Source organism: Xanthobacter sp. ZOL 2024 (genome assembly GCF_052932325.1).
Window position 1 is genome coordinate 2,186,374 of sequence record NZ_CM128808.1, and the last position, 24,865, is coordinate 2,211,238.

General features: G+C 68.7%; 26 protein-coding genes. 18 read left to right on the forward strand and 8 right to left on the reverse strand.

Annotation, left to right across the window (positions count from 1 at the left end):
• The first annotated feature begins 286 nt into the window (after positions 1-286).
• A complete protein-coding gene (locus ACU4E7_RS10065) occupies positions 287-493 on the forward strand; it encodes a YdcH family protein (RefSeq protein WP_238119379.1) in 207 nt (68 codons plus the stop codon).
• Between the two features lie 44 nt (positions 494-537).
• On the opposite strand, the gene ACU4E7_RS10070 is transcribed toward ACU4E7_RS10065, so the two are convergent.
• Positions 538-1,023, reverse strand: coding sequence for a peroxiredoxin (locus ACU4E7_RS10070; protein ID WP_238119380.1), 486 nt, complete (start codon positions 1,021-1,023; stop codon positions 538-540).
• An 87-nt stretch (positions 1,024-1,110) separates the two neighbouring features.
• Positions 1,111-1,986, reverse strand: a complete 876-nt coding sequence (locus tag ACU4E7_RS10075) for a protein-disulfide reductase DsbD domain-containing protein (protein ID WP_238119382.1) — start codon at positions 1,984-1,986, stop codon at positions 1,111-1,113.
• A gap of 156 nt (positions 1,987-2,142) precedes the next feature.
• On the opposite strand from ACU4E7_RS10075, the gene ACU4E7_RS10080 reads away from it, so the two are divergent.
• Positions 2,143-2,760: a YqgE/AlgH family protein gene (locus tag ACU4E7_RS10080; protein ID WP_447021426.1), complete on the forward strand. Its 618-nt coding sequence runs from the start codon at positions 2,143-2,145 to the stop codon at positions 2,758-2,760.
• A gap of 49 nt (positions 2,761-2,809) precedes the next feature.
• On the opposite strand, the gene ACU4E7_RS10085 is transcribed toward ACU4E7_RS10080, so the two are convergent.
• The gene (locus tag ACU4E7_RS10085; protein ID WP_238119386.1) at positions 2,810-5,743 is read right to left on the reverse strand and encodes an EAL domain-containing protein; all 2,934 of its coding nucleotides are present in this window, start codon (positions 5,741-5,743) and stop codon (positions 2,810-2,812) included.
• A gap of 230 nt (positions 5,744-5,973) precedes the next feature.
• Positions 5,974-6,996 (reverse strand): NAD(P)H-quinone oxidoreductase, encoded by a 1,023-nt coding sequence (locus ACU4E7_RS10090; protein ID WP_447021427.1) that lies wholly within the window; start codon positions 6,994-6,996, stop codon positions 5,974-5,976.
• 135 nt (positions 6,997-7,131) lie between these two features.
• Here ACU4E7_RS10090 and ACU4E7_RS10095 point away from each other — a divergent pair, with 135 nt between their 5' ends.
• The gene (locus ACU4E7_RS10095) at positions 7,132-7,314 is read left to right on the forward strand and encodes a DUF1192 domain-containing protein (RefSeq protein ID WP_238119390.1); all 183 of its coding nucleotides are present in this window, start codon (positions 7,132-7,134) and stop codon (positions 7,312-7,314) included.
• 316 nt (positions 7,315-7,630) lie between these two features.
• Positions 7,631-8,080 (forward strand): hypothetical protein, encoded by a 450-nt coding sequence (locus ACU4E7_RS10100; protein WP_238119392.1) that lies wholly within the window; start codon positions 7,631-7,633, stop codon positions 8,078-8,080.
• Between the two features lie 111 nt (positions 8,081-8,191).
• On the opposite strand, the gene rpmE is transcribed toward ACU4E7_RS10100, so the two are convergent.
• A complete protein-coding gene (gene rpmE / locus ACU4E7_RS10105; protein WP_238119393.1) occupies positions 8,192-8,416 on the reverse strand; it encodes a 50S ribosomal protein L31 in 225 nt (74 codons plus the stop codon).
• Positions 8,417-8,525: 109 nt separating this feature from the next.
• On the opposite strand from rpmE, the gene ACU4E7_RS10110 reads away from it, so the two are divergent.
• Complete coding sequence (locus tag ACU4E7_RS10110) at positions 8,526-10,349, forward strand: ABC transporter transmembrane domain-containing protein (RefSeq protein WP_447021428.1); 1,824 nt, start codon at positions 8,526-8,528, stop codon at positions 10,347-10,349.
• Between the two features lie 28 nt (positions 10,350-10,377).
• Here the strand turns inward: ACU4E7_RS10110 and ACU4E7_RS10115 are convergent, their stop codons facing one another.
• From ACU4E7_RS10115 to ACU4E7_RS10125, 3 genes are all read right to left on the reverse strand, one after another.
• Positions 10,378-10,845 (reverse strand): N-acetyltransferase family protein, encoded by a 468-nt coding sequence (locus tag ACU4E7_RS10115; RefSeq protein WP_447021429.1) that lies wholly within the window; start codon positions 10,843-10,845, stop codon positions 10,378-10,380.
• A 348-nt stretch (positions 10,846-11,193) separates the two neighbouring features.
• Positions 11,194-12,213, reverse strand: coding sequence for a peptidoglycan -binding protein (locus tag ACU4E7_RS10120; RefSeq protein WP_447021430.1), 1,020 nt, complete (start codon positions 12,211-12,213; stop codon positions 11,194-11,196).
• A 3-nt stretch (positions 12,214-12,216) separates the two neighbouring features.
• Complete coding sequence (locus ACU4E7_RS10125; protein ID WP_447021431.1) at positions 12,217-13,260, reverse strand: flagellar motor protein MotA; 1,044 nt, start codon at positions 13,258-13,260, stop codon at positions 12,217-12,219.
• Positions 13,261-13,470: 210 nt separating this feature from the next.
• Here ACU4E7_RS10125 and ACU4E7_RS10130 point away from each other — a divergent pair, with 210 nt between their 5' ends.
• From ACU4E7_RS10130 to ACU4E7_RS10190, 13 genes are all read left to right on the forward strand, one after another.
• The gene (locus tag ACU4E7_RS10130) at positions 13,471-13,671 is read left to right on the forward strand and encodes a hypothetical protein (protein ID WP_447021432.1); all 201 of its coding nucleotides are present in this window, start codon (positions 13,471-13,473) and stop codon (positions 13,669-13,671) included.
• A gap of 101 nt (positions 13,672-13,772) precedes the next feature.
• Positions 13,773-15,062 carry a UDP-N-acetylglucosamine 1-carboxyvinyltransferase gene (murA, locus tag ACU4E7_RS10135; RefSeq protein WP_447021433.1) on the forward strand — a complete coding sequence of 430 codons (1,290 nt, stop codon included), beginning with the start codon at positions 13,773-13,775 and terminating at the stop codon, positions 15,060-15,062.
• A 412-nt stretch (positions 15,063-15,474) separates the two neighbouring features.
• Positions 15,475-16,344, forward strand: coding sequence for a diguanylate cyclase domain-containing protein (locus ACU4E7_RS10140; protein WP_447021434.1), 870 nt, complete (start codon positions 15,475-15,477; stop codon positions 16,342-16,344).
• Positions 16,345-16,350: 6 nt separating this feature from the next.
• The gene (locus tag ACU4E7_RS10145; RefSeq protein WP_447021435.1) at positions 16,351-17,037 is read left to right on the forward strand and encodes an EAL domain-containing protein; all 687 of its coding nucleotides are present in this window, start codon (positions 16,351-16,353) and stop codon (positions 17,035-17,037) included.
• Positions 17,038-17,205: 168 nt separating this feature from the next.
• Positions 17,206-17,676, forward strand: coding sequence for a DUF2948 family protein (locus tag ACU4E7_RS10150; RefSeq protein ID WP_447021436.1), 471 nt, complete (start codon positions 17,206-17,208; stop codon positions 17,674-17,676).
• Positions 17,677-17,769: 93 nt separating this feature from the next.
• Positions 17,770-19,074 (forward strand): histidinol dehydrogenase, encoded by a 1,305-nt coding sequence (gene hisD / locus ACU4E7_RS10155; protein WP_447021437.1) that lies wholly within the window; start codon positions 17,770-17,772, stop codon positions 19,072-19,074.
• Between the two features lie 4 nt (positions 19,075-19,078).
• On the forward strand, positions 19,079-19,561 hold the full coding sequence (locus tag ACU4E7_RS10160) for a UPF0262 family protein (protein WP_238119416.1): 483 nt from the start codon (positions 19,079-19,081) through the stop codon (positions 19,559-19,561).
• A 4-nt stretch (positions 19,562-19,565) separates the two neighbouring features.
• Positions 19,566-20,039 (forward strand): arsenate-mycothiol transferase ArsC, encoded by a 474-nt coding sequence (locus tag ACU4E7_RS10165; RefSeq protein ID WP_238119418.1) that lies wholly within the window; start codon positions 19,566-19,568, stop codon positions 20,037-20,039.
• Positions 20,040-20,198: 159 nt separating this feature from the next.
• Complete coding sequence (locus ACU4E7_RS10170; RefSeq protein WP_447021438.1) at positions 20,199-21,386, forward strand: ABC transporter substrate-binding protein; 1,188 nt, start codon at positions 20,199-20,201, stop codon at positions 21,384-21,386.
• 88 nt (positions 21,387-21,474) lie between these two features.
• Positions 21,475-22,395 carry a branched-chain amino acid ABC transporter permease gene (locus ACU4E7_RS10175; protein WP_447021439.1) on the forward strand — a complete coding sequence of 307 codons (921 nt, stop codon included), beginning with the start codon at positions 21,475-21,477 and terminating at the stop codon, positions 22,393-22,395.
• A gap of 11 nt (positions 22,396-22,406) precedes the next feature.
• On the forward strand, positions 22,407-23,351 hold the full coding sequence (locus tag ACU4E7_RS10180; RefSeq protein ID WP_447021440.1) for a branched-chain amino acid ABC transporter permease: 945 nt from the start codon (positions 22,407-22,409) through the stop codon (positions 23,349-23,351).
• Positions 23,344-24,093, forward strand: coding sequence for an ABC transporter ATP-binding protein (locus ACU4E7_RS10185; RefSeq protein ID WP_447021441.1), 750 nt, complete (start codon positions 23,344-23,346; stop codon positions 24,091-24,093). Before ACU4E7_RS10180 ends, ACU4E7_RS10185 begins: the two co-directional genes overlap by 8 nt.
• Positions 24,090-24,803: an ABC transporter ATP-binding protein gene (locus ACU4E7_RS10190; RefSeq protein ID WP_447021442.1), complete on the forward strand. Its 714-nt coding sequence runs from the start codon at positions 24,090-24,092 to the stop codon at positions 24,801-24,803. Before ACU4E7_RS10185 ends, ACU4E7_RS10190 begins: the two co-directional genes overlap by 4 nt.
• Positions 24,804-24,865: the final 62 nt, after the last annotated feature.

Here is a 24,865-nt window from a genome sequence, read left to right on the forward strand (position 1 = left end):
AGTCGACGATGAAGGAAGGGGCTTGCGGCAGGCGGTCCCACGGGGAACTCTAGTGGTGTGAACGGGGGCGGCGCCGGGCGCCGCGGCGTGGACCCGCGGCGGCCGGGCGACTGGCGCGGCCGACGGCTGGAGGACACAGCTGCGTGAGGTGCGGCGCGGTCAGCGCCGGAGTGGGGCGGAAATGGTGAAGGCTTGGCGAGGCGCGCGGCCGCGGCCATGAGGCTGCGGCTCCAACCCTTCAGGGGCGTGTCGCGTTCGTGGGGGCCGTGTTGCGACGGATGGGTGCATGACCAGTGACGAGGAACGGGACCTCAAGCTTCTTCTGGAGCGCTTGAGACAGGAGCATCGCGACCTTGACGCGGCCATCGAGGCCCTGACCGGCGTGACCGGGTCCGATGTGCTCCAGGTGCAGCGGCTGAAGAAGCGCAAGCTGCAGCTCAAGGATCGCATCACGCATATCGAGGATCAGCTGTTCCCCGACATCATCGCTTGAAAAAGCGGGCCGCCCGTCTGGCGGCCCGCATGGTTCGGTGCGGCTCAGAGCTGGGCGAGCATCGCCGCGGCGCTGGAGACGTCCGCCTTGCCGGGGGTCTCCTCGATGTTCAGCGTCTTCACGACGCCATCCTCGACGATCATGGAATAGCGCTTGGAGCGCACGCCGAGGCCGGCGCCCGATCCGTCGAAGGTGAGGTCCAGGGCCTTGGCGAAGCTGGCGTCGGCATCGGCCAGAAACACGATCTTGCCCGCCGCGCCGGAGGCGTTTTCCCAGGCGCCCATCACGAACGGATCGTTCACCGCCACCACCGCGATGGTGTCGATGCCCTTGGCCTTGATGGCCTCCGCCTCGGCCACGTAGCCGGGCAGGTGATTCTTGTGGCAGGTGGGGGTGAAGGCGCCCGGCACCGCGAACAGCACCACGCGCTTGCCCTTGAAGATCTCGTCGGTGGTCTTCTGCACCGGCCCATCGGTGGTCATCACACGAAAGGTGGCAGAAGGCAGCTTATCGCCGACCGAAATGGTCATGGCATTCTCCGCGGCAAAGCGGCCCCAAGCGACCGCGTGCGGACAATACGTGGTTTTACGGAGGAGAAAAGCGCCTTTGGCGCCCCTTCACGGCGCAGGAATCGTCCAGGGCGCGGTGACCGAGCGCGGCATGTCCACCAGCGTGAGGGTGAGGACCGCGCCCGGCAGCGCGGCGTCCGGCGGCACGCCTTCCAGCGGCAGGGTGAAGCGCACCAGCCCATCGGCGAGGGCGACCTTCTGTGGCAGCGGCAGCGCCCAATGATGGTCCGGCCCCTCCGCGAACAGGTCGGCCTTGGGGGTGACGTCGCGCGCATCCACCACCAGCTGCGGCGGCGTCGCGCCCGTGTCCAGGCGCGCCGAGACGATCTGCGGCGTGCCCGCCACACCCACCGCCTGCGGCTCGGGGATCCTGGCGCGGGCGGCGGCGATGCGCGCGGCGGCGCCCGGGTCGGGCTCGGCGGCCAGGTCGAGGGTCAGATCGGCGGTGGCCGGCATGCACAGGGCCTCGCAGACAGCGAAATCCAATCCCAACACCAGCTTTGCCGGCTGGCTGGGGTCCTTGAGGGTCACCGTCAGCGGCAGCACCACCGTGCCCTTGTAGCCGATGGAAAAGCCGCCGGCGCCATCGGCGAAGCGGCGCGGTGCCGGCCAGCCCACCGCCACGTCGGCCACGTTTTCCGATTGCTCGAAGGCCAGCATCGGCGGCACGCCGCTGTCGCCCGGGTAGCGCCAATAGGTCTTCCAATGGGTTTGCAGCTGTAGCTCCAGCCCCACGTCGCGGGTGTCGGCAGTGCCCCCCCCATTGAAGAGGCGGACGGTGACGCCCGGCAGGGTCACGCTGCTTGGCTCGGCCTGCGCCACCGATAGCGCCGCGCCCATCAGCAGCGCGGAAAGCGCCAGCAGGGCGGTGGTCCAGGGCGCTTTCGGCCGCCGGCGGGCACGAGTGGAATGCGGAGCGATCATGTCTCTGCCGGTACCGGTTTTGCCGCTGCGGTGCAAAGCCGGGGCGCGCACAAGGGCGTGAGCCATTGGGACCAGGGCTGCCGCGGCGCGGCTGTGAGGGCGCTGCCCGGCGTCCGCTCCATTCCCAAACGCCACGAGGCGCGGTACCCTCGACCCATGATCGCGACCGATACCCCCATCCCCCCGACTGGCGGCTCGCGCTTCCTCGACGGGCAAATGCTGATCGCCATGCCGACCTTGCGGGACGATCAGTTCGCGCGCAGCCTCGTCTATGTCTGTGCTCATTCGGCGGAAGGCGCCATGGGCATCATCGTCAATCAGCTGGCCAGCCACATCGATTTCGGCGACCTTCTGGTGCAGCTCGATGTGGTGCCGGCGGCCGAGCGCATCCTGCTGCCCAAGAGCGCCGGTGCCGTCAAGGTGCTGAAGGGCGGGCCGGTGGAGACCGGCCGCGGCTTCGTGCTGCATTCGGCGGATTATTTCGTCGAGAATTCCACTTTGCCCATTGATGACGGCATCTGCCTCACCGCCACCCTGGACATCCTCAAGGCCATCGCCGGCGGCAGCGGGCCACGCAGCGCGGTGCTGGCGCTGGGCTATGCCGGTTGGGCGCCGGGGCAGCTGGAAGCCGAGATCCAGGCCAATGGCTGGCTGAACTGCCCGGCGGATCAGGACCTGATCTTCGGACGGGCCATCGAGGGGCGCTATGACGCCGCCCTGAAAAAGCTGGGCATCGACCCCGCCATGCTCTCCAGCGAGGCCGGGCACGCCTGAGGTCGAGGACCCGTGATTGCAGCGCGTGGCGGGTGGGCCGTGCCGACCCTCACTCGCCGGAGGCGCGCTTCTTCTTCTTGGGCTCGGCCGGGGCGGGTTCGATCAGCACCCGGCATTCATCGGCGGTGAGCGGCTCGCCGAACACCACGCCCTGAGCGTATTCGCAGCCGAAATGCGCCATCTCGGCGATCTCGCTCTCGCGCTCGATGCCCTCGGCGATCACGTCCATGCCCAATTGGTGGGCGAGCTCCACCATGGAATTGACGATCACCGGGCGGGCCGCCCGGGCCGGCCCCTTGGCGGTGTCGCGCACGAACCGCTGGTCGATCTTGATGGTGTCGAAGGGGAAACGCTGCAGATAGGCGAGGGAGGAATAGCCGGTGCCGAAATCGTCCAGGATCAGACCGGCCCCCAGTTCGCGCACGCGGCCCAGCAGCACCGCGGCATATTCCGGATTCTCCATCACCAGGGTCTCGGTGATCTCCAGCTTGAGCGAGCTCGGGGCCAGCTGATTGCGGGTGAGCACCGATTTGAGGTCCTGGATGAGATCGTGCCGCAAGAGCTGCCGCGACGACACGTTCACCTGCACGAACAGCGGCGGGTCCACCCGCAGCATGCGCTGCCAGAGGGCGAGCTGGCTCGCCGCCCGCTCCAGCACGAACAGGCCGAGATCGAGGATGAGGCCGCTGTCTTCCGCCAGTGTCAGGAATTCGGAGGCGGCCAGCTCGCCCAGGCGCGGATGGTTCCAGCGCATATAGGCCTCGAAGCCGCCGATGGCACGATCGCCCAGCCGCACCACCGGCTGATAGCGCACGAAGATCTCGCCCTTGTCGAGGGCCTCGCGCAGCTCGGTCTCCAGCGCCACGCGGTCGATCTTCTGCTGGCGCATGGCCGGGCGGAACACCTCGATGCGGTCGCCGCCGATGCGCTTGCCGTAATACATGGCGAGCTCCGCATCTTTCAGCACGTCATCGCGCTTGCCGAGCTCCGGTCCCGACAGCACCAGTCCGATGGACGCGGTGACGAACACTTCCTTCTCGGCGAACGAGATGGGCGCGCGCAGGGAGCGGCGCAGGGTGTCGGCGAAGGTGGTGATGCGCTCGGCGTCGCGCTCCGACATCAGGATGAGGCCGAACTGGTCGCCGGCGATGCGGGCCAGGGTGTCCTGCGGCTTCAGCAGCCGCATCAGCCGGCGCGAGACGGTGAGCAGGATGGAATCCGCCACCGCCATGCCCACCTGCATGTTGATCTGCTTGAAGCGATCGAGGTCGATCACCATCACCGTCGGCTTCACCTTGGAATCGAGGCGGGCGAGGGTGAGGGCCTGGTCCAGCCGGTCGAGGAACAGTTCGCGGTTGGGCAGGCCGGTGAGATTGTCGCGCACCGCGTCGTGCAGCAGCCGTTCGGCGGCGATGCGCTCGCCGGTGACGTCGAACAGGGTGCCGACGCAGCGCACCACCTCGCCATCGGCCCCCACCACCGGGCGGGCCTTCAGGTTGAAGGTGAGGTAATGGCCGTCGATGGCCTTGAGGCGGAAGTCCTGGTCGATGCGGCCGCGACGCTGGTCGATGATGCCGTCGAGGGTGGCGCGGAAGCGGTCGCGGTCGGCGGGGTGCAGCACCTCCAGCCAGCCGGCGGCCTCGGTCTCCAGGGAATGACGCTTCAGGCCCAGGGCTTCTTCCGCCTCGGGCGAGGTGTAGATGCGGTCGGTGTCCACATCCCAATCCCAGACGATGAGGCCCGAGCCGGCCAGCGCCAGGGCACGGCGCTCCAGTTCCGAGGTGGAGCCCTGGATGCCGCCGATGCCGGCGAAGGCGTGCTGCATCACGGTGAAGCCGATCAGCATCACGATCAGCACCAGGCCACCGGAGAGGGCCGGGGCGGCGAGCTCGTTGGAAATCACACCGGCGATGGTGAGCCCGGCCATGAGCACCCACACCAGCAGCAGGCCCCAGGTGGGGATGATGAGCACAGCCCGGTCATAGCCATGCTGGGACAGCCACAGCACGATGCCGAAGCCGGCCACCGCCACCGCCAGCAGCGACAGGCGCGCCACGCCGGCGGCCACCGGCGCATCCAGGAGCGCTACCACCACCAGCGCGGCGAGGAAGGTGAGCCAGCCGGCCGCCACATGCACATAGCGCACGTGCCAGCGGTTGAGATTGAGATAGGCGAACAGGAACACCAGCAGGGTGGCGGTGAGGATCGCCTCACCGGCGGCGCGCCAGAATTGCTCGGCCACCGGGGACAGCCCGAACACCTTGGACCAGAAGGCGAAATCGAGGCCGATATAGCCCAGCACCGCCCACGCCAGCGCCGCCGCAGCCGGGAACATCACCGAACCCTTCACCACGAACAGGATGGTGAGGAACAGGGCCAACAGGCCGGCGATGCCGATGACGATGCCGTGGTAGAGGGTGAAGGCGTTCACCCGGTCCTTGTAGGCATCGGGCTCCCACAGATAGAGCTGCGGCACCGTGGAGCTGCCCAGTTCGGCGATGAAGGTGACAGTGGAACCGGGATCGAGCGTCACCAGGAAGACGTCGGCGTCAGGCGCGTTCTGCCGCTCGGGCTTGAAGCCCTGGCTGGGGGTGAGCGAGACGATGCGGCGGTTGCCGAGATCCGGCCAGAACAGGCCCGAACCCACCATGCGGTAATGGGGGGCGACGATGAGGCGGTCCACCTGCTCGTCGGTATTGTTGGTGAGGGCGAAGGCGATCCATTCGGCGTGCTGGCGCCCGTCGGTGGTCTGCACCTCGATCCGCCGCACCACGCCTTCGGAATCCGGCGCCGTGGAGAGCTGGAAGCGGCCGTTCTCGGTGGTCTCGCGTTCCACCGCCGGGGCGAGGTCCGTCACTTTCGCGTCGAGCCGGATGGCGACGGGCTCCAGGGCCTGGGCGCGCTCCACGGGCAGGAGCAGCGCCGCCAGGATCAAGGCGACCGCGACAGTGCAAAAAGCGGCGAGAAAGGGACGCAACGGCATGTCTCCGGCCCGGCGGCGGCCGGGCGACGATTCGTTCACTAACGAAGCCATACGGCTGGAGCAAGGCGCTCCGGCTGTAACATGGTAGTGTTTTGCGGATCGGGATCCGACGCCGTGCCGGATCGTGCGGAACTTTGGTCGAAGGTTAGAGCACCTCGTCTGCGCGGGGGAAACGGAAAGTCGCCTCTGCCCTTGGGTGAATGGGTACTTCTACACAGATCCACCGGGGTTCAGCGAAGGGTGAGCACGATCTTGCCCACGTGGGCGCTGGCATCCATGCGGGCGTGGGCGGCCGCGGCCTCGGCGAGGGGGAAGGCCTGATCCATCACCGGCCGCATTTTCCCGGAGGTCACCAGCGGCCACACCTGGGCGGTGACGGCAGCGGCGAGGGCGGCCTTCTCGGCGAGCGGGCGGGCGCGCAGGGTGGAGCCGGTGTGGGTGAGGCGCTTCAGCATCAGCCGCATGAAGTCCACTTCCGCCTTGGAGCCCTTCTGGAAGGCGATCTGCACGATGCGCCCGTCCACGGCCGCGGCCTCGTAATTCTTCTGGATGTAGGGGCCGCCGATGATGTCGAGGATCACATTGGCGCCCTTGCCGCCGGTGGCGCTCTTCACCTCCGGCACGAAATCGGTGGTGGTATAGTTGATCGCCACATCAGCGCCGAGGGCCAGGCAGGCGGCGCATTTCTCGTCGGAACCGACGGTGACGATGACGCGGGCACCGAACGCCTTGGCGAGTTGGATGGCCGTGGTGCCGATGCCGCTGGCACCGCCGTGCACCAGCAGCCACTCGCCGGCCTTGAGGGTGCCGCGCTCGAACACGTTGCTCCACACGGTGAAGACCGTTTCCGGCAAGGCGGCGGCCTCGGCGGCGCTGAGCCCTTCGGGCACGGGCAGGGCGGTGGCTTCCGGCGCCGGGCAGTATTGCGCATAGCCGCCACCGGAGACCAGCGCGCAGATGCGGTCGCCCAGCTTGAAGCGGCTGGTGTCGGCGCCCAGCGCCACCACCGTGCCGGACATCTCCAGGCCGGGAATGTCGGAGGCGCCGGGCGGCGGCGGATAAAGCCCCTTGCGCTGCATCACATCCGGCCGGTTGACGCCGGCCGCTTCCACCTTCACCAGCACCTCGCCGGGCCCCGGCCGCGGCACCGGGCGCTGCTCGGGCTGGAGCACCTCCGGCCCGCCAGGCGCGGTGATGGCGATGGCGGTCATGGTCGCGGGCAAAGCGGGCTCTGTCTGCGCGGGCTCTTTCATGGCGAAGCTCCAGTACGGCCGGGCTCTGCTGTATAGCTCCACCATCGTGGTGGACCAAATCCAAAGCGCGCGCCCGCCCATTCCCAGGCCGGTTGCGGGTGGCTACCATCGCCTCGCAAACGCACGGAGGATGTCATGGAGGAGGAGCAACCCGCCCCGCGACCGGACCCGCTGGTGGGGATCGACGTGTCGCGTCTCTCGGTGGCCGAGATCGAGGCGCGGATCGCCGCCCTGAAGGCGGAGGTGCTCCGGCTGGAGGCGGCCCTGGTCTCCAAGCAGGCGTCCCGGGCGGCGGCCGATGCGGCCTTCAAGTTGTGACGCCGGCGGGCGGCGTGCCGCGAGGAGCAAGAAAACACGACCGTTGATTGCAGGGGCGCGGGTTTGTTAACCTTTCGTTAACGATCGAGGCAGACACTCGATCGTGTCCGACGGGTTTCGATTCCTCCCCCGGACTCCTGGCAACTCCCTGTCAGACTGCGAGCCGCCGCGAGGCGGCTCTTCTTTGCAGCGGCCGGCGTGTGCCCGTTATCCCCAGAGCGGCGGCGGCGATCACCCTTTACCTTTGCGCGCCCCCCCGTCTTCATGCCGGCTCGGCTGGGGAGGGTCTGGCGTGGCGCGCAAGCGGGAGGGGACGATGGACGGTCTCGATCCGGTCGTCGAAGGCGGCATGGCGCTGCTGGCGCAGGTGCGCGCGCGGCTGGCCGATCCCACCCTCACCGAAGGCCTGGACGGCGCGGCGCTCGCCGCACTGTCGGCCTTGTCCCTCGATCTGTCCTCGGCCCTGCTGCTGCTGCGCGCCGCCGGCGAGGGCGACCTCGTCGCCAGCCATGCGGTGGGTGAGGCCGCGCGGCTCGATCTGCCGGGGCAGGTGGCCCGCGCCCTGGCGCCGGCGCTGCTCAAGGCGCGCGCGCCTGCCTTGCAGGTGGTGCTGCTGCAGGTCAACGGCCTCGCGGCGCAGGTGCTGGCGCTGCTCGATGGGCTGGCGGAAGCCGCAGATGAGCCGGATGGCCACCCCCAACAGGAAAAGCCGCGACGGCGCCCCACCGGGCGCCCGCGGCTTCATGTGGTTCCATCAGAGGACTGAACGGAACTTTGGACTGAACGGAACTTCTGCGGTGACATCCGCGTGAGGGAAGCTGCGGCCGAGGCGCGCAGCTTTCCCAGAGGCAGGGCCGCCGCCGTCCGGCCTTGGGCCTCAGCCCTTCAGCAGCGCGCCGAACTTGTTCTTGAAGCGGGACACGCGGCCGCCGCGGTCCATGAGCTGCTGGGTGCCGCCGGTCCACGCCGGATGGGTGCGGGGATCGATGTCGAGCTGAAGGGTGTCACCCTCCTTGCCGTAGGTCGACCGGGTCGTGTACTCGGAGCCGTCCGTCATGACCACCTTGATGAAATGGTAGTCGGGATGGATGTCGCTTTTCATTGCTTCAATCCTTTCGCCTCGCCGGGCTCATGAGACGATCCCATAAGACCCCGACGCGCTGAAATTCGTTTCCTGCCGGAAGTGGCGGGTCTATAGCCGAGAGCCTCCGTTGACACAAGCCGACCTCGCAACCGAACTTCCGCCCACCGATGCCGAGCCCGAAACCGCGGGCCGTCCGGGCAAGCGCCGGCGCAACCTGAAACCCTTAAAGGCGCTGTGGCCGCATTTGGTGCGCTATCGCGGCCGGCTGCTGGCGGCGCTGGCGGCCATCCTGGTGGCAGCGCTGGCCACCCTCGCTTTGCCGCTGGCGGTGCGGCGCATGATCGATTTCGGCTTTGCGGCCGAGCATGCGGACCTCATCAATCGCTATTTCGAGCTGCTGGTGGCTGTGGTGGCGGTGCTGGCTGCCGCCTCCGCCGCCCGCTACTACCTCGTCACAACCTTGGGCGAGCGGGTGGTGTCCGATCTGCGCACGGCGGTGTTCAAGCGCTTGGTGACCCTGGACGGCGCCTTCTATGACGGCGCCCGTTCCGGCGAGCTCACCTCACGCCTCACCGCCGATACCACCCAGATCAAGGCGGCGGTGGGCGCCTCGGCCTCCACCGCCTTGCGCAATCTGGTGCTGTGCATCGGCTCCATCATCATGATGGTGGTCACCTCGGCCCATCTGTCGGGCCTGGTGCTCATCGCCATTCCCATCATCGTGCTGCCGCTGGTGGCGGCGGGGCGCAAGGTGCGCTCGCGCTCGCGGCTGGCGCAGGACACCTTGGCCGATGCCTCCGCTTATGCCGCCGAGGCGCTCACCGCCATGCGCTCGCTCCAGGCCTCCACCGCCGAGGATGCGGCGCTGGGGCGCTTCTCCGGCGCGGTCGAACGGGCCTTCGGTGCCGCCCAGGAGGCGAGCCGGGCGCGGGCGCTGCTCACCGGCGTCGCCATCTTCCTGGTGTTCGCCTCCATCGTGGTGGTGCTGTGGGTGGGCGCCCAATCGGTGCTCACCGGCACCATGAGCCCCGGGGCCCTGAGCCAGTTCGTGCTCTATGCCGTGCTGGCCGCCACCTCGCTCGGGGATCTCTCCCAGACCTGGGGCGAGGCGGCGGCCGCTGCGGGCGCCGCCGAGCGCATCGGCGAGCTGCTGCGGGCCGAGCCCGCGGTGAAGGCGCCGGCCCGGCCGGCGGTGCTGCCAGCCCGCATCGCCGGCGCCATCCGCTTCGACGAGGTGAGCTTCGCCTATCCGCGCCGCCCCGGCAGCGCCGCCTTGCACAATATCTCGTTCGAGATCCGGCCCGGCGAGCGGGTGGCCCTGGTGGGCCCCTCCGGCGCCGGCAAGAGCACCGTGTTCCAGCTGCTGGAGCGCTTCTACGATCCCCAGGCCGGGCGCATCCTGTTCGATGGCACCGACATCCACGCCTGTGATCCGGTGGCAGTGCGCCGCCAGATGGCGCTGGTGCCGCAGGAGGTGGCCATCTTCGCCGATACCGTGCGCGGCAACATCCGCCTCGGTCGGCCGGACGCCACCGATGCCGAGGTGGAGGCCGCCGGCCGCGCCGCGCTGGTGGATGAGTTCGTGGCCCGGCTGCCGGAAGGCTGGGAGACCCAGGTGGGCGAGCGGGGCGTGACCCTTTCAGGCGGCCAGCGCCAGCGCATCGTCATCGCCCGGGCCATCCTGCGGGCCGCGCCCATCCTGCTTTTGGACGAAGCCACCAGCGCCCTCGATGCCGAGAGCGAAACCCTGGTGCAGACGGCGCTGGAGCGCTCCATGGAGGGGCGCACCACCCTGGTCATCGCCCACCGGCTCGCCACCGTGCTCTCCGCCGACCGCATCCTGGTGATGGAGGCCGGCCGTATCGTCGACGAGGGCAGCCACGCCGAGCTGGTGGCCAAGGGCGGCCTCTACGCCCGTCTCGCCGCGCTGCAGTTCCAGGGCGCGGCGTGAGCGCCCGTGCCCTGTTGGTGGGGGCCGTTCAGGGCCGCCATTCCATGCGGAAGGTGCGCCGGCCGGACAGGGAGTTCTCGCCCTCGCCGGTGATGGCGAGACCCATCTTCTCATAGAAGCGCACCGCGCGCGGGTTCTCCTGGTTCACGTCGAGGGCGACCAGGGAGGGGGAGATGGCTTTGGCCTCGGCCATCAGCGCTTCCGCCGCGCCCCGGCCCCAGAAGGTGGGGCCGACGGCGATCTGGTCCAGATAGCCGGTGCCCGGGTGGATCACCACGAAGCCCGCCAGCTGACCTTCCGCCGCCGCCACGCGGATCAGCGCGCCGCCGGCGGCCAGTTCGTCGAGATGGCTGTCGAGCCAGGGCCGGCGCGCCTCGAAATCGATCTCCGGCAGGGTCTTCACCCAGCTCGCCACCCACAGATCCGCCATGGCCGGCCGGTCGCCCGCAGTGGCGGGGCGCAGGCTGTAGGCGGGTGAGGGAGAGGTGGCGGACATGGGATGGGCCTGTAGCCGGTCGAGTGCACCCGCGGGGAGAGTGGTGGCGTGGAGGCGCCGCAGAGTACACAGGGAATCACGCCCCCGCATTCTCTCACGCTACGCCCTCCGCAGCCCGCCGACGACCCCGATGCGCGGCGGGGCCCGCCAACCCCCATCGGGGCTCTACAACGCGGCTCCCTCTCCCGCTTGCGGGGGAGGGCCGGGGAGGGGGCAGGCGCTTTCCGTTAGAGCCGCCGCCGGGCACGAGACCACGTGGAGCGCTGGATGCCGAAGGCGGAGAGTTCCCCCTCCCAACCCGCCCCCGCAGGCGGGAGAGAGCTTTCGCCCCTCTGCCATCCCCGCCGCTCAGCGCTCGGTGAGCTTCAGCTCGATGCGGCGGTTGCGGGCGCGGGCCTCGTCGGTGTCGGCGGTGTCGATGGGTTGATATTCGCCGAACCCGGCCGCGATCAGGTGCTTGGGGCTCACCCCCTTGGCGATGAGATATTGCACCACGGCGATGGCGCGGGCCGCCGACAATTCCCAGTTGGAAGGGAACTGGCTGGTGGCGATGGGCCGGTTGTCGGTGTGGCCGTCGATGCGCAGGGTCCAGTTCACGTCCGGCGGGATCTCCCGCTCGAGATCGACGATGGCGGCGGCAAGCTTGTCCAGCTCCGTCAGAGCCTCGGGCCGCAAAGTGGCGGAGCCGGGATCGAAGAACACTTCCGACTGGAACACGAAGCGGTCGCCCACCATCCGCACGTCCGGCCGGTTGCCGAGGATCTGCCGCAGGCGGCCGAAGAATTCGGAGCGGTATTGGGTGAGCTCCTGCACCCGCTGGGCCAGGGCCACGTTCAGTCGTCGTCCAAGATCGGCGATCTTGGACTGGCTCTCCGCATCCTTCTTCTCGGAAGCCGCAAGGGCCTCCTCCAGCGCCGCCATCTGCCGGCGCAGGGCGGCCAGCTGCTGGTTGAGCAGCTCGATCTGCGACAAAGCGCGGGCGGCCACGTCCTTCTGGGCGTCGAGGTCGCGGGCCAGGGACTGGGCGCGGCTGTCGTCCGGGGCGGCGGGCACGGCGGCGAGCTGGCTGCGCAGCTGGTCACGCTCCGCCTCGGTGGCGGCGAGACTGGCCTTCATGGCGGCGAGCTCGCCCTCGGTGGTCTGGCCGGAGGCCCGCTCCAGGGAGAGCAGCTCGGTCAGCTGGCGGATCTGCGCCTGCAGCCGCTGCAGCACGTTATCCTTGCCGGTAATCTCCTGGGTCAGGAAGAACTGCGTCAGCATGAACACCGACAACAGGAAGATGAAGACCAGGAGCAGGGTCGACAGCGCGTCGACGAAGCCCGGCCAATAGTCCACATGGCGGTCGCGGCCGCGCTTGCCGAGGGCCATGGCTCACCCCCGCCCGGCGTCGTCGGTGAGCTGTTCCAGCCGCTGCACCAGTGCGCGCAGCTGCTCGTGCTGGCGGCCCTGGGCCTCCACCATCTGCTTCAGCAGCGCCTGCTCGGAACGCATGTGGGTGACGAGGCCCTGCAGGCTTTCGGCAAGATGCGACATGGCGGTGGTGACGCGCTGGGAGCTCGCCTCCGTCATGGTCTTCTCCAGCCGGCCCATGGCGCCCACCAGCGGCTCGAGATCGAGCTTCGGCGCCGGCAGGGCGAGGGGCGCCGTGGTCGTCACCCCGTGGGCCGAGGCGGCTTCCGCCTCCTCACGCGGGCGGTCGAGATCGCGCACGGTGGTGGAGAGCCAGTCTTCGAGATCGGTATAGAAGCGGTTCTGTGCCTGGGCCGCCTGCAGGTCCAGAAAGCCCAGCACCAGCGACCCGGCGAGGCCGAACAGCGACGAGGAAAAGGCGATGCCCATGCCGCCCAGCGGCGCGGCAAGTCCGGTCTTGAGATCCTCGAACACGGAGCCGGAATCGGATCCCACCTGCAGCGTGCCGATCACCGAGCCGATGGAGGAGACGGTTTCCAGAAGGCCCCAGAAGGTGCCGAGCAGGCCAAGGAACACCAGGAGGCCGGTGAGGTAGCGCGCCATGTCCCGGCTTTCGTCCAGTCGGGTGCCGATGGAATCGAGAATGGAGCGCATGGTGGTCTGGGAAATGGCCATGCGGCCCACCCGATCCCCCAGCAGCGCCGCCATGGGGGCGAGTAGGGTGGGGGACTGGGAGACCGCCAGGCCGGGGTCGGCGAGGCGGAAGGAGTTCACCCATTCCACCTCGGGGAACAGCCGCGCCACCTGGCGGATGGCCAGGATGATGCCCACCGCCAGCACGCCGAAGATGACGCCGTTGAGCCCGGGATTGTTGAGGAAGGCAGCCCAGATCTGCCGGTACAGCACGGCAGCGAGGGCGGCGCATAGGGCCAGGAAGACGAGGATGCGCACCAGGAAGATGCGCGGCGACGACACTTTCAGGAATGGATCGACGACGCGCGCCATGGCTGCTCCAACGTGCTCCTGTTCGGGCGGCTCCGGAACACCGGAAACGGGCGCACGATGGACCGCGCCCCCGCAGGTTCCATTGGTGGCCGAATATGGCACAGCGGGCGGCAAATGAAACCGCATTGCGCGTGCCGATCATGACGCAGGGACCGTCGGGGGACTGTCGCGCCCCTTGCGCCGCCGGGCGCGCGGGATTACTCCGCCGGCATGTCGTCCGATCCGGCCAAGTCCGAACGCCTCGCCGCGGCCCTGCGTGCCAATCTGGCCCGCCGCAAGGCACAGGCGCGCGCCCGCAAGGATGTGCCGGCGGCGGATGCCGCCGATGCCGGCAGCGTCGACGCACGCGAAGGTAGTGGTGCCGCGCCCTCGGGAAATGTCACGATTGTGTCGAAGGACGAGGCGGGCTAGAGCTAGCGTCTTCGGTCGGGCGGTCCGGGAGTGGGTCCGGTGCGACCTCGGCTGCGCGCACGGTGCCGGCTTTGGCAACGGGCCTCTGGGACAGGACCAGCATGGATAAGATTCGGATCGTCGGCGGGAACGAACTCAAGGGCACCATTCCCATCTCCGGTGCCAAGAACGCAGCCCTCCCGTTGATGATCGCGAGCCTCCTCACCGAGGACAAGCTGATTCTGGACAATGTGCCCCGGTTGGCGGACGTGGCGCTGCTGCAGCGCATCCTCGGCAACCACGGGGTGGACATCACCACCAATGGCAAGCGCAACGGGGATGATCCCAATGCCGGCCAGACCCTGGAGATCGACGCCCGGGTGATCGTCGATACCACCGCGCCCTATGACCTCGTTTCGCGCATGCGGGCGTCGTTCTGGGTGGTCGGTCCGCTGCTGGCGCGCATGGGCGAAGCCCGGGTGTCGCTGCCCGGCGGCTGCGCCATCGGCACCCGGCCGGTGGATTTCCACCTGGATGCCCTGCGGGCGCTGGGCGCCGATCTGGAGATCGACGCCGGCTATGTGCGGGCCCGCGCGCCCAAGGGGCTGAAGGGCGCCCGCATCGTCTTCCCGAAGGTCTCGGTGGGCGCCACCCACACGGCGCTGATGGCGGCGACCCTGGCCGACGGCGAAACCGTGATCGAGAACGCCGCCCGCGAGCCGGAGGTGACGGACCTCGCCGAGTGCCTCATGAAGATGGGCGCGCAGATCAGCGGGGCGGGCAGCTCCACCATCCATATTCAGGGCGTGCCGCGGCTGCGCGGTGCCCGCCACGCGGTGCTGCCGGATCGCATCGAGACCGGCACCTATGCCATGGCCACCGCCATGACCGGTGGCGACGTGCTGCTGGCCGGCGCCCGGCCGGACCTTCTGGAGAGCACCATCGACATCCTGCGCCAGGCCGGGGTGGAAGTGGACGCGACCAATGAGGGCATCCGGGTGCGCCGCAATGGCGCCGGCATCCTGCCGGTGGAGGTGAGTACGGCGCCCCATCCGGGCTTCCCCACCGACCTGCAGGCCCAGCTCATGGCGCTGATGACCAAGGCCAAGGGGCGTTCGCGCATCACCGAGACCATCTTCGAGAACCGCTTCATGCACGTGCAGGAGTTGGCGCGGCTCGGGGCGAAGATCCAGCTGGATGGCGATACCGCCACCATCGAGGGCGCCGAGCGCCTCACCGGCGCGCCGGTGATGGCCACGGATCTCAGGGCCTCCGTCTCGCTGGTCATCGCCGGCCTTGCGGCGGAGGGCGAGACCCTGGTGCAGCGGGTCTATCACCTGGACCGGGGCTTCGAGCGGCTGGAAGAGAAGCTGTCCCGCTGCGGCGCCGAGATCGAGCGCATTTCCGGCTGATCCCGCCTTTCGGCTGCCCCGATGGAACCCTGGGGCGCGGCGCCGCGTTGCTCAAGCGACGGAATGTGACACTGTACGTGACGGCGGGCTTTGGTCCGGCGCGCGGCGGGTCATGCGCCCAGCGGGTCATGCGCCGAGCGGGTCATGCACCCATGAGCTCGGATCCTCGAGGTCTTCGCCACGGTGCGGCCGGCTGCTGCCGGTCAGCTTCGGGACAGGTTCGTGTGGCCAGATGACGTCCGTCTTTGTCCGCATTGACAGCTTCCAGCTGCTGTGTGGACATGCGGCGAGATGGCGCTGAAGGTATGCGGTTGCGCGGTTTGCTTGACTGCATCTGGACGTTGCATCCAAAATTGCCTCGACGGCACGTCGGGGTGGGGTCGGAAACAGCGGGGCCGGAGGGCGGTCCAAAATGGTGCGCGCGGATTTTTTTCCGAAGTCCAGGCGGGTCTACTGGAAGATCTATCTTCTCATCGCCGTCGTTTCGGCATGCGCGTTCGCGCTGCTCTACGGCAGCGACGCTTTCGAGAGGATCTATGCGCTGTCACGGCAATACGAGGCCTGGCAGCTGGATGAGCTGTTCTCGTTCTTCGTCATCGCTACGTTTGCGTTGATCGCCACCCTTGTGGTGCACGAGCGCCACTTGCGGGCGGCTCTGGTGGAGCGCAAGCAGGCCGAGCAGCAGGCAGAGAACGCCTCCCGCTACGACGGCCTGACGGGTATTCCCAACCGCATGATGTTCCAGGAAGAGTTCGCTCGGGGCCTGGAGCGGGCCAAGGCCACGCGCACGCGGCTGGCGGTGCTGGTGATCGACATCGACGGCTTCTTCGCGGTCAACGATGCCTGGGGGCATACGGTGGGCGACGGGGTGCTGCGTGAGGTGGCGGAGCGCCTGCGCGGAGTCCTGCGCAAGGGCGATCTGGTGGCGCGGCTCGGCAGCGACGAATTCGTGGTGCTGTTTCCCATGGTGACCGAGCAGACCGACGACCTGTTCCGTCTGGCCACCCGGATCCTTGCCGTTCTGCGCGAGCCTTTCGTGTGTGACGACCGGGAGGTGGACCTGACCGGCAGCATCGGCATCGCCAAGTTTCCGCGTGACGGGGACCAGGACACCGTGCTGCTGCAACGCGCGGAAAACGCCATGATGCAGGCCAAGAGCAGCGGCAAGAACCGCTATGCGCTCTATGACGCGGGTCTGGAGGCGTGCCGGCGCCAGCGCCTGGCTGCGGAAAGCGACCTGCGCGATGGCCTGGAGCGGGGCGAGATCGTTGCCCATTACTAGCCCCTGGTGGATCTCGCGACCATGCGTCCGCGCGGCTTCGAGGCGCTGGCCCGCTGGCAGCATCCCACCCGTGGCCTTCTGGGCGCGCCGGAATTCATCCCCATCGTCGAGGATGCGGGGCTGAGCGAGCGCCTGTTCACCGCCATGCTGCAGCGGGTGTGCCAGGATACGAAGGATTGGGCGCCGGACCTCACCGTCGCCATCAACCTGTCGCCTCCCCAACTGCTGGACAGCCGGTTGGCGGACCACATCCTCGCCCTCCTGGCCGACATGGGTGTGCCGCCTCAAAGGATCGAGATCGAGATCACCGAGACCGCGCTGCTGCTGGATTTCGACACGGCGCGGCGCACCATGTCCGCCTTGCGCGAGGCCGGCGTCCGCATGTCGCTGGATGATTTCGGCACCGGCTATTCCGGGCTGCGCCACCTGCGGGAACTGCCCATCGACAAGATCAAGGTGGATCGCTCCTTCACCCAGCGCATCGTCGGTGATCCGCAATGCCGCAAGATCATCACCTCCATGCTGCATCTGGGCTCGGCACTGGGCATGACCACGGTGGCGGAGGGGGTGGAGACGCCGCAGGAGGCCGATTGGCTGCGCTCCCAGGGCTGCCACCTGGGGCAGGGCTATCTGTTCGCGCGGCCGCTGCCGCCCGAGGAGGCGCTCGGTCTCGGCGGCCTGGTGGCGTTATGACGGAACGGGCGCCCGATGCCCGGTTCGCACTGCGCTGAAGCTCACGCTCCCCCGTGGCGGCATTGGAGGCATGTGTCGCTGACGCATTGAAACCGGGGTCGGCGCTGTCTATCTCGAAAGGGCCGCAAGACGGCGCACGAGCAAGAAGGCAGCGAGAAGGCGAGAGCCATGACCGATCTGAAACTCCTGGCCCTGGACGAGGAGGACCTCGCCGTCGTGTCCGCCCATCTGCAGGATGCGGTGGTGAAGATCGTCGACATGGGCTTTCTGCCCACCGCGCAGCGCTTCGCCCTGCTGTTGAACCGGTTCGACTGGGATCAGCAGGTGGTCGCGGGGGAGAGCGTGCGCCGTCGCACGGGGCTGCATTTCGAGCGCGTGCGTGCCGCCCAGTGCCGGGGCATGGCTGCGGCCGCGCGGGATGGCGTGCTCAATCTTCTGGCCGTCACCTTCCTGCCCACCGATGCGCCGTCCGGCTATGTGCTGCTGACCTTTTCCGGCGGCGCCGAGGTGCGGCTGGAGGTGGAATGCATTGAGGCCGGCCTGAAGGATCTCGGGCCTGCCTGGGGCTGCGCCCACGCGCCCAAGCATGACGGACGCCCGCAGGAGGCGCCGGGTGGCGCCGGTATGCATCCGGCCTGACCGCAAGAAAAGGGCGTTTCCGAAGGCGTCACGGCGGCGCATCCGGTGCGCCGGGGCTTCCCTCCGCCGCCGACCTGATCTAGCAAGACGCCCATGCCCATCCGTCTCGATACAGAAACTTCCGATTTCCCCCAGCGGTTCGCTGATTTCCTCGGCTCCAAGCGCGAGGCCTCGGTGGATGTGCAGGACCAGGTGTCCGCCATCATCGCCGAGGTGCGCGCCCGCGGCGACGCGGCGCTGATCGACCTGTCGCGCAAGTTCGACCGGGTGGACCTCGCCGCCCTCGGCCTGCGCGTGACCGATGCCGAGCTTGATGCCGCCCTCGCCTCCATTCCCGCCGAGACCCGCGCGGCGCTCGAATTCGCCAAGGGGCGCATCGAGAGCCATCACGCCCGCCAGCGGCCCCACGACGAGACCTATACGGATGCGGCCGGCGTCACCCTCGGCCAGCGCTGGACCAGCGTCGATGCGGTGGGGCTCTATGTGCCCGGCGGCACCGCCGCCTATCCTTCCTCGGTGCTGATGAACGCGGTGCCGGCGCAGGTGGCCGGCGTGCCCCGCATCGTCATGGTGGTGCCGGCGCCCGACGGGCAGATCGCTCCGCTGGTGCTGGCGGCGGCCCGGCTCGCCGGGGTGCATGAGGTCTATCGGGTGGGCGGCGCCCAGGCGGTGGCGGCGCTGGCCTTCGGCACGGAAACCATCCGGCCGGTGGACAAGATCGTCGGCCCCGGCAACGCTTATGTGGCCCAGGCCAAGCGGCAGGTGTTCGGCAAGGTGGGCATCGACATGGTGGCCGGCCCGTCCGAGGTGCTGATCCTCGCCGACGGCAATGCCAATGCCGACTGGATCGCTGCTGATCTTCTGGCCCAGGCGGAGCACGACACCGCGGCCCAGTCCATCCTCGTCACCGACAGCGCCGATCTCCTGGCGCGGGTGGACGCGGCGGTGGACGGCATGCTCGCCACCCTGCCGCGGGCCGAGATCGCCCGTGCCTCCTGGCGCGACCATGGCGCCCTCATCAAGGTGAAGAGCCTCGACGAGGCGCCGGCGCTGGTGGATCGGGTCGCGCCTGAGCATCTGGAGATCCAGACCGAGGCCCCCGACACCTTGGCCGAGCGCATCCGCCATGCGGGGGCGATCTTCGTCGGCGCCTATACGCCCGAGGCCATCGGCGACTATGTGGGCGGCACCAACCACGTTTTGCCCACCGCCCGCTCGGCCCGCTTCTCCTCGGGCCTTGGCGTGCTCGATTTCATGAAGCGCACCTCCATCCTGAAGCTGAATGCCGAGGCGCTGGGTGCGCTGGGCCCGGCGGCGGTGCGCCTGGCCGAGGTGGAGCGCCTGCAGGCGCACGGGCGCTCGGTGTCGATCCGCACCAATGCCGGAGGAGGCCAGTGACCCCATGAGCGAGACGTCGCCCGCGCGGCTGTGCGCCGTGACCCTGGACGAAGGCTCCATCGGCCATGCCGGCGCCGATGTGGAGCACGAGCGCGCCACCGCCATCTGGGATCTGATCGAGGACAATGCGTTCCATCCCTGTGGCGATCCCGGGCAGGGGCCCTACAAGCTCCACATCTCGCTCATGGACAACCGCCTGGTGCTGGACATCAAGCGGGAGAATGACGAGCAGGTGGTGCAGCACCACCTTTCCCTCACCCCCTTCCGCAAGGTGGTGAAAGACTATTTTCTGATCTGCGAGAGCTATTACGCCGCCATCCGCACCGCCTCGCCGACCCAGATCGAGGCCATCGACATGGGCCGCCGGGGGGCGCACAACGACGGGTCCGAACTGCTGCGCGAGCGCCTTCAGGGCAAGATCGACGTGGATTTCGATACCGCCCGCCGGCTCTTCACGCTGATCTGCGCGCTGCACTGGAAGGGCTGAGCCCATGGCCTCCGCGCCGGACCCTTCCGTAGCGCATCCGCGTTCGGCTCGGCCCCAGTCGGTGCTTTTCATCTGTGGGCAGAACGCGGTGCGGTCCGTCATGGCGGCCGCGCTGCTGCGCCACCTCTATGGCAAGTCCATTTATGTGGGCTCCGCCGGCGTCATGGCCGGCGAGGCGGATCCGTTCGTCACCGCTGTGATGGAGGAGATCGGCCTCGACGTGCACCGCCATCGCCCGCAGAGCGTGGAGGATCTAGAGGAATATGAGGGGCTTGGCTTCGATCTCGCCATCTCCCTGTGCCCCAGCGCCCATCACCGCGCCCTGGAGCTGACGCGCACCAACGCGCTGGAGGTGGAATACTGGCCGACGCCGGATCCCACCCGCGAAGGCGGCAACCGCGAGCAGCGGCTGGAGGCCTATCGCGCCGTGCGCGACGAGCTCGAAGCCCGCATCCGCGAGCGCTTCCGCCACCTGTGAGCCCACCGATCGGGTCTTCGAGCGGCGCCCGCGCCCGCTTGAGCGTGGGCCGGCTGTCCACCGGACAAGCGGCCGCGGCCTGTTCTTTGACCTTGTGATCGTGTTGGCGCTCTGCAACGGTGCCGAAACGTCATCGCGCCAATCGAGGACCGGGGAACCATGTCGCTGAAGGGACTTCTCGCCGCCACCGCTCTCACCGGAACGCTCCTTGCGGGGGCGCTGGCCAGCTCCGGCGCGGCGCTTGCCGATCCGGTGAAGGTGGGCCTCGTCTCCACCTTGTCCGGCCCCTCGGCGGTGCTGGGCCAGCACATGCGCGACGGCTTCCTGCTGGCGGTGAAGGAGCTGGGCGGCAAGCTCGGCGGCCAGGAGACCGACGTCATCGTGGTGGATGACGAGCTGAAGCCCGACGTGGCGGTGCAGAAGGTGAAGGGCCTCATCGAGCGCGACCACGTGGATTTCGTCGCCGGCGTGGTGTTCTCCAATGTCATGGGCGCGGTGGTGAAGCCGGTGACCGCCAATGACGTGTTCCTGATCTCCGGCAATGCCGGGCCCTCGCCCATCGCCGGGGCGGGCTGCAGCCCGTTCTTCTTCTCCGCCTCCTACCAGAACGATCAGGTCCACGAGGTGCTGGGCCAGTACGCCCAGAACAAGGGCTACAAGAAGGTTGTGCTGATGGCCCCCAATTATCAGGCGGGCAAGGATTCACTGGCCGGCTTCAAGCGCCACTACAAGGGCGAGGTGCTGGACGAGATCTACACGCCACTGGGCCAGCTGGATTTCTCCGCCGAGCTTGCCAAGATCGCCGCCGCCAAGCCCGACGCCATCTTCACCTTCATGCCCGGTGGCATGGGTGTGAACCTCGTCAAGCAGTATCGCCAGGCGGGCCTTGCCGACACCATTCCCTTCCTCTCCGCCTTCACCGTGGACGAGACCACTTTGCCGGCCACCGGCGAGGCGGCGGCGGGCTTCTATTCCGGCGCGCCGTGGGCGCCGAACCTCGACGTGCCGGCCAATAAGGCGTTCGTGGCGGCGTTCGAGAAGGAATACGGCTACGTGCCCGCGCTCTATGCCGCCCAGGGCTATGACGCGGCCAAGCTCATCGATTCCGCGCTGAAGGCCGCCGGCGGCAAGACCGCCGACAAGGAGGCCCTGCGCGCCGCCCTGAAGAAGGCCGACTTCGCTTCCGTGCGCGGCAATTTCAAGTTCAACACCAACCAGTTCCCCATCCAGGATTTCTACCTGGTGGAGGCGACCAAGCGGCCCGATGGCAAGTTCCAGACGCAGGTGGTGGAGAAGATCTTCTCCGACTATGGCGATGCTTATGCCGAGAAGTGCAAGATGAAGTGAGGGCCGGCGCCCTCACCGTGTCGGGACGGGCCGCACAGCGCCCGCCCGTGCTTTTCGTCCCCGCTGTTCCTGGTTCACCGCTCCCCCAATGTCCCTTGCCCTGTTCCTGGTCCAGATCCTCAACGGGCTCCAGCTCGGCATCCTGCTGTTCCTGGTGGCGGCGGGGCTGACCCTGGTGTTCGGGGTGATGGATGTCATCAACCTCGCCCACGGCGTGCAATACATGCTGGGGGCTTATCTGATGGTCACCGCCACGGCGCTCACCGGCAGCTTCTGGCTGGGCCTGCCGCTGGCGCTGGTGGCGGCGCTGGTGCTGGGGCTGCTGCTGGAGCGTCTCGTCATCCGCCAGCTCTATGGGCGCGATCACCTGGAGCAGGTGCTGGCCACCTTCGGCATCATCCTGTTTGTCAATGAAGCGGTGCGGATGATCTGGGGCGCCTCGCCCCTTTCCATTCCCATGCCGCAGGCGCTGTCCGGTTCGGTGCCGCTGCTCGACGGGCTCAATTACCCGGTCTACCGGCTGGCGCTGATCGCCGTCGGGCTGGCGCTGGCGGGCGGTCTTTATCTCCTGGTCACCCGCACCCGCTCCGGCATGCTGCTGCGGGCGGGAGCCTCCAACGCCCCCATGGTTTCGGCGCTGGGGGTGGATATCACCGCCCTGTTCGCCAAGGTGTTCGCCTTCGGCGCCATGCTGGCGGCCTTCGCCGGGGCCATGGCCGGGCCCATCCTCTCGGTGGAGCCGGGCATGGGCGACAGCCTGCTCATCCTCGCCTTCGTCGTCATCGTCATCGGCGGCATCGGCTCCATGCGCGGCGCCTTCATTGCCGCTCTGCTGGTGGGGCTCATCGACACCTTGGGCCGGTCCTTCATCACCGATCTCCTGAAGCTGGTGATGCCCGCCGCCGATGCCAACCAGGCCGGCCCGGCCCTCGCGTCCATGAGCGTCTATCTGCTCATGGCGCTGGTGCTGTTCTTCCGCCCGCGCGGCCTGTTTCCGGTGCCCGCATGAGACCGGCGAGCATGAACCCGAGCAGCGTGAGACGCGCCGCCATTCCCCTCATCCTGTTCGCGCTGCTGGCCGTCGCGCCGCTGGCGAGCGACGGCTACACCTTGTCCCTGCTGGCGCGGGCCATGATCTTCGCGCTGGCGGCGGTGAGCCTTGATTTCATCCTGGGCTATGGGGCGCTGGTGTCGTTCGGCCATGCCGCCACCATGGGCATCGGCGCCTATGCGGTGGGAATCCTGGCGGAGGAGGGCATCGGTGATGCCCTTGTCGCCTTCCCCGCGGCCATGGCGGCAGCCGGCCTGTTCGCCCTGGTCACCGGCGCCATCTCGCTGAAGACCCGCGGCGTCTATTTCATCATGATCACCCTGGCGTTCGGCCAGATGGCCTATTTCGTCACCCAGAGCCTCTCCGCTTATGGGGGCGACGATGGCCTGTCGCTGGCGGTGCGCTCCACCATCGCCGGCCACCGCTGGCTGCGCGATCCGCTCATCTTCCATTATGTGATCCTCGGTCTTCTGGCCCTCACGTTCCTGTTCTGCCGCATGCTGGTGCGGGCGCCGTTCGGCCGGGTGCTGGAGGGGGCGAAGGAGAACGAGCGGCGGATGCGGGCGCTGGGGGTGAACCCCTATCCCTATCGGCTCATCGCCTTCACCTTGGCCGGCGCGCTGGCGGGGCTGGCCGGCGCGCTGTTCGCCAACCTCACCGAGTTCGTGAGCCCGGCCTATCTCTCCTGGTACCGTTCCGGCGAGCTGATCGTGATGGTGGTGGCGGGCGGTGTCGGCACCCTTTATGGCGCCATCCTGGGGGCGCTCGGCGTGGTGCTGGCGGAAGAGGGCTTGTCCCTCATCACCGAGCACTGGCGCATCCTGTTCGGACCGCTGCTGGTGCTGATCGTGCTGTTCACCCGCGGTGGCCTCGCCGCAGTGCTGGGCGGCAAGGGAGGGGCGGATCGTGGCTGAGCCGCTCCTGTCCATCCGCCATCTGCGCAAGGCCTATGGCGCCCTGCAGGTCACCGACGGAGTGAGCCTCGACGTGCGGCCGGGCGAGATCCATGCGGTGATCGGCCCCAATGGCGCCGGCAAGACCACCTTGGTGTCGCAGATCGCCGGCGAGGTGGTGCCCGATGGCGGGCAGATCCTGTTCGCCGGCGCCGACATCACCCGCCTGCCGGTGCACAAGAGGGCGCGGCGCGGGCTCGCCCGCTCGTTCCAGATCACCTCGGTCCTCGCCGGTTTCACGGCGCTGGAGAATGTGGCGCTCGCGGCGGCGGCGGCGCAGGGGCACACCTTCCGCGTCATCCGTCCCGCCCGCAGCGATCGCACCGCCCATGAGGCGGCCGCCGCTTTGCTGGAGCAGGTGGGGCTCGGGGCGCGGGCGCAGGTGCCGGCGGCCGATCTCAGCCACGGGGAAAAGCGCGCGCTGGAGCTGGCCATGGCTTTGGCGGGGCGGCCGCGCCTGCTGCTGCTGGACGAGCCCATGGCCGGCACCGGCCATGAGGAATCCGCCGCCATGGTGCGGCTTCTGGAGCAGGTGCGCGGGGCGGCGGGCATTCTCCTGGTGGAGCACGACATGGATGCGGTGTTCCGCCTGGCCGACCGCATCAGCGTGCTGGTGGCGGGCCGCGTCATCGCCTGCGGCCGCGCCGATGAGGTGAAGGCCGATGCCGGCGTGCGCGCCGCCTATCTCGGGGATGAGGCATGAGCGCCCCGCTGCTCACCGTGCGCGGGCTCAAGGCCGGCTATAGCGGGGCGCCGGTGCTGTTCGGCGTCGACCTTTGCGTGCCCCGGCACGGTGCTCTGGCCTTGCTGGGCCGTAATGGCATGGGCAAGACCACGACCATCCGCACCCTCATGGGCCTTCTGTCCGCCAGTGCCGGCGCGGCGGATCTGGATGGGGCGCGGCTGACCGGCCTGCCGCCGCACAAGGTGGCGCGGGCGGGGCTCGGCCTCGTGCCCGAAGGCCGGCAGATCTTCCCCACGCTGACGGTGGCGGAAAACCTCGTCGCCACCGCCATGGCGCCCCGCGCCGGACTGCCGGCCTGGACCCTGGAGCGGGTTTATGGGCTGTTTCCCCGCCTTGGCGAGCGGCGCCGCCACTATGGCAACCGCCTCTCCGGTGGCGAGCAGCAGATGCTGGCCATCGGCCGGGCATTGATGACCAACCCGCGCCTGCTGATCCTCGACGAGGCGACGGAGGGCCTCGCCCCGCTGATCCGCGAGGAGATCTGGTCGGTCATCAACACCCTGAAGGGCGAAGGGCTGTCGCTGATCGTCATCGACAAGCACATCGGTGCTCTGACCCGCATCTGCGACACGGTGGTGGTGATGGAGAAGGGCCGCGTGATCCACGCCGGCCCCGCCACCGACTTCGCTGCCGATCCCGAACTGGCTGGGCGGTTGCTCGGAGTTTGAGGATGGGCGCGGAAAAGAAAAAGGCGGCCGAAGCCGCCTTTTTGCAGTCTGATTGCGCAGAA

Coding starts and splice junctions, on each gene's coding strand:
- ACU4E7_RS10095 (WP_238119390.1), top strand. CDS start 7,132: ATGGAGGAGGAGCAACCCGCCCCGCGACCGGACCCGCTGGTGGGGATC.
- ACU4E7_RS10160 (WP_238119416.1), top strand. CDS start 19,079: ATGAGCGAGACGTCGCCCGCGCGGCTGTGCGCCGTGACCCTGGACGAA.
- ACU4E7_RS10165 (WP_238119418.1), top strand. CDS start 19,566: ATGGCCTCCGCGCCGGACCCTTCCGTAGCGCATCCGCGTTCGGCTCGG.
- ACU4E7_RS10120 (WP_447021430.1), bottom strand. CDS start 12,213: ATGGCCCTCGGCAAGCGCGGCCGCGACCGCCATGTGGACTATTGGCCG.
- ACU4E7_RS10100 (WP_238119392.1), top strand. CDS start 7,631: ATGGACGGTCTCGATCCGGTCGTCGAAGGCGGCATGGCGCTGCTGGCG.
- ACU4E7_RS10070 (WP_238119380.1), bottom strand. CDS start 1,023: ATGACCATTTCGGTCGGCGATAAGCTGCCTTCTGCCACCTTTCGTGTG.
- murA (WP_447021433.1), top strand. CDS start 13,773: ATGGATAAGATTCGGATCGTCGGCGGGAACGAACTCAAGGGCACCATT.
- ACU4E7_RS10175 (WP_447021439.1), top strand. CDS start 21,475: ATGTCCCTTGCCCTGTTCCTGGTCCAGATCCTCAACGGGCTCCAGCTC.
- ACU4E7_RS10075 (WP_238119382.1), bottom strand. CDS start 1,986: ATGATCGCTCCGCATTCCACTCGTGCCCGCCGGCGGCCGAAAGCGCCC.
- ACU4E7_RS10090 (WP_447021427.1), bottom strand. CDS start 6,996: ATGAAAGAGCCCGCGCAGACAGAGCCCGCTTTGCCCGCGACCATGACC.
- ACU4E7_RS10125 (WP_447021431.1), bottom strand. CDS start 13,260: ATGGCGCGCGTCGTCGATCCATTCCTGAAAGTGTCGTCGCCGCGCATC.
- ACU4E7_RS10150 (WP_447021436.1), top strand. CDS start 17,206: ATGACCGATCTGAAACTCCTGGCCCTGGACGAGGAGGACCTCGCCGTC.
- ACU4E7_RS10190 (WP_447021442.1), top strand. CDS start 24,090: ATGAGCGCCCCGCTGCTCACCGTGCGCGGGCTCAAGGCCGGCTATAGC.
- ACU4E7_RS10130 (WP_447021432.1), top strand. CDS start 13,471: ATGTCGTCCGATCCGGCCAAGTCCGAACGCCTCGCCGCGGCCCTGCGT.
- hisD (WP_447021437.1), top strand. CDS start 17,770: ATGCCCATCCGTCTCGATACAGAAACTTCCGATTTCCCCCAGCGGTTC.
- ACU4E7_RS10080 (WP_447021426.1), top strand. CDS start 2,143: ATGATCGCGACCGATACCCCCATCCCCCCGACTGGCGGCTCGCGCTTC.
- ACU4E7_RS10170 (WP_447021438.1), top strand. CDS start 20,199: ATGTCGCTGAAGGGACTTCTCGCCGCCACCGCTCTCACCGGAACGCTC.
- ACU4E7_RS10115 (WP_447021429.1), bottom strand. CDS start 10,845: ATGTCCGCCACCTCTCCCTCACCCGCCTACAGCCTGCGCCCCGCCACT.
- ACU4E7_RS10085 (WP_238119386.1), bottom strand. CDS start 5,743: ATGCCGTTGCGTCCCTTTCTCGCCGCTTTTTGCACTGTCGCGGTCGCC.
- rpmE (WP_238119393.1), bottom strand. CDS start 8,416: ATGAAAAGCGACATCCATCCCGACTACCATTTCATCAAGGTGGTCATG.
- ACU4E7_RS10065 (WP_238119379.1), top strand. CDS start 287: ATGACCAGTGACGAGGAACGGGACCTCAAGCTTCTTCTGGAGCGCTTG.
- ACU4E7_RS10140 (WP_447021434.1), top strand. CDS start 15,475: ATGGTGCGCGCGGATTTTTTTCCGAAGTCCAGGCGGGTCTACTGGAAG.
- ACU4E7_RS10180 (WP_447021440.1), top strand. CDS start 22,407: ATGAACCCGAGCAGCGTGAGACGCGCCGCCATTCCCCTCATCCTGTTC.